The following is a 1,412-nucleotide window of genomic DNA, read 5'->3' as shown; positions in this document are numbered from 1 at the left end:
CAGCTCACGTGTTGGCACGCCGCGCGGTTGGTGACGGCCGGGACGCAGATCCACCGGCGGCTGCCCCGTCTGCGGTCCACGGTCGACCGCGGGCTGCTGCCCGAGCAGTTGGCGGTCGATATCGCGTGTCGCCTGGCGGAGGTGTCCGACGCGATCGTGTCGGTCGTGGAGGACGAGGTGGTCGCGCGCTTCACAGGCGATCTCGACGGTGGCGACCGGCCGACCCGCAACGCGGTTGACTCGGCGATCGATGACGCCGTGGAGCGACACGACCCGGCTGCCGCGCAGGACGCCGCCGCAGCGGCGGCCGCCACCCGCTCGGTCCGATTCCGCGGCGACCGGAACGGCATGGCCACGATGTGGGCCAGGCTCACCGCCGCCGATGCCGAACTCCTCCGTCGTCGCATCGAGACCGATGCGTCGGCCGCCTCGGCGGACGGACTGGACGGTTCCCTGGATCAGCTCCGCGCCGACGCCCTCGCCGCGCTCGCCGTCTATCCGCCTGCTGGTGGCCCGGCCGCAACCAGCCCCGGCCCCGGCTCCGGCCCCGGCTCCGGCTCCGGCCCGGCCCCTGCGTCCGAGCACGACGGCATCGAGCTCGGCGACGTCAGGCTCGGGGCGGACCTCCCCCGGCCCACACTGGGCAACGCCGCGCGGGCCGGTCAGCCGATCCGCATCAGCGTGATCGCCTCCGCGGCCCGGGGCCTACCCAACCGCGTCGAGTTCGTCCACGGCACCTACAGCAGCGTCGAATGGCTCTGCACGGAACTGCTCGAGGGCGACGACGCGAGCGTGCGGTTCGAGCTCATCGACCCCGCCCCCGGCGTGCTCGACTCCCCCGAGCACGCCCTGCGCTACGTGATCACCCCCGCGATGGCCGAGCGCATCCGCATGCGCGACGGCACCTGCCGCCACCCCGGGTGCTCGGTTCCCGCCGAGGCCTGCGACGTGGACCATGTGATCGCGTTCAACAAGAAGGACCCTGAACTCGGCGGGCCGACCACCGAGTGGAACCTCGTCTGCCTGTGCCGCAAACACCACCGGGAGAAAACGTTCGGGACCAACGCCTACCGGTCCGGGCCGTTGGGTGAACTCGTCATCATCACCGACACCGGACACGAACACCGCACCAGACCCAAGGGCCCCCTGGCCCGTGCCCGTGACGCCATCTGGGAACGCGAGTGGAACGCCTACGCGGATCGCATCGTCGCCGACGACGGCACACTCATCAATCCGCCGGGTCAGGACAGGTACGGACCCCGCAGACGGCCGGCCTGACCAACTCAGCAGTCGCCGACGCCCACCCATTCGGAGACGCCGTCGGTGAAGCGCTGCCGCTTCCAGATGGGCACCCCGTGCTTGAGACGCTCGATGAGCTCCGAACACGCCGCGAACGCCTCGGCCCGATGCGG

1 protein-coding gene and 1 pseudogene are annotated in these 1,412 nt (G+C 71.7%); one reads left to right on the top strand and one right to left on the bottom strand.

Features of this window, described 5'->3' with window-relative positions:
- A partial coding sequence (locus tag NR111_RS18165) for an HNH endonuclease signature motif containing protein (RefSeq protein WP_256821618.1) occupies positions 1–1,278 on the top strand: 1,278 nt, incomplete at its 5' end.
- 5 nt (positions 1,279–1,283) lie between these two features.
- Here NR111_RS18165 and NR111_RS18160 read toward each other — a convergent pair.
- Positions 1,284–1,412: pseudogene (locus NR111_RS18160) on the bottom strand (molybdenum cofactor biosynthesis protein MoaE); the annotation flags it as partial.

Origin of the sequence: Dietzia sp. Die43 (assembly GCF_024519835.1) — a bacterium.
In the GTDB taxonomy this organism is placed as follows: Bacteria; Actinomycetota; Actinomycetes; order Mycobacteriales; family Mycobacteriaceae; genus Dietzia; species Dietzia kunjamensis.
This window is presented reverse-complemented; position numbering and strand designations above follow the sequence as displayed.